The sequence below is a fragment of the Methyloceanibacter sp. genome, assembly GCF_058506495.1.
The window spans coordinates 1-1162 of the sequence record NZ_JBZMXT010000199.1 but is presented as its reverse complement, the minus strand read 5'-3'; the positions used below and the strand labels follow the sequence as shown (position 1 = coordinate 1162).

The following is a 1162-nucleotide window of genomic DNA, read 5'->3' as shown; positions in this document are numbered from 1 at the left end:
GCTGGCTTTGCTTCGTTGGAGGCAGGAATGAGCCCCGCGAACAACACGGTCAACGTCTTGTTTAAGAACTTTGCCGATATGTGCATTGGCGTTCTTTCATTCTACTTGATTGGGTACAGCATCATGTACGGGCCGGATGTTTCCGGATTGGGCATGCTAGGCTGGAATGGATTTGGTGTAAGCTCCACAATAGATCCTGCCAAGGTAGGTCCCGGCGTTCTACACCCTCAAGTAGACTGGCTCTTCCAAGTGGCCTTTGCCGCGACAGCTGCAACGATTGTTTCCGGAGCCGTCATCGGCCGCGTCCAGATCAGAGCGTATGCGTACTACAGCCTGTTTCTCACGGCGCTAATCTACCCGATCAGTGGCTTTTGGAAATGGGGTGGCGGTTGGCTCGACCAGATGGGATTTCACGATTTCGCAGGCTCGATCGTTGTGCATGCAGTTGGTGGATTTGCCGCATTAGCTGCAGCGATCGTCGTGGGACCGCGAATAGGCCGTTTTTCGCCTCGGGGCAGCCGCGTGCGCTCTGCCCATTCACTTGCCCTATCTGCGCTCGGCGTCTTCATCCTTTGGATCGGGTGGTACGGCTTCAATCCCGGTAGCCAGTTGGCATTCACCGGGACGGTCAATATCCAAGCGGTCATGCTAATCGCAGCCAACACGACTCTTGCGGCCGCTTCCGGCGCAGTCGTTGCCATGCTTACATCGAGGGCCCTGTCACATGAACACAAGCTCAGCCTCACGAACCTAATGAATGGGGTATTGGCCGGCTTGGTAGCAATCACCGCAAACTGCGATGCCGTCACAAACAATGAAGCAATTATCATTGGGGCGATCGGGGGCGCTCTGGTCGTTTTCGGGAACATCCTCCTCGAGAAACTAAGAATAGACGATGCGGTCGGAGCTTGGCCGGTCCACGGACTATGCGGCATCTGGGGGGGGATCGCTACAGGTCTTTTCGGCGGGCATGCTCTCGGCGTTCAGGTTCTGGGATCGATTGCGATTTCTGCATGGGCATTTGTGACCATGTTTATCTTCTTTACTGTCCTGAAGATACTTGGACTATTGCGTGTCACACGCAGGGAAGAGCTCGCTGGCCTAGATTTCATTGAGCATGGCGAAGTCGAAGGCGATCCAACCTAACAAAGAAAGGTTGGTC

1 protein-coding gene is annotated in these 1162 nt (G+C 54.8%); it reads left to right on the top strand.

Going from position 1 to position 1162, the window contains the following annotated elements:
* On the top strand, positions 1 to 1146 hold a 1146-nt coding region (locus AC33YF_RS13975; RefSeq protein ID WP_491777823.1), incomplete at its 5' end, for an ammonium transporter.
* Between the last annotated feature and the right edge of the window lie 16 nt (positions 1147 to 1162).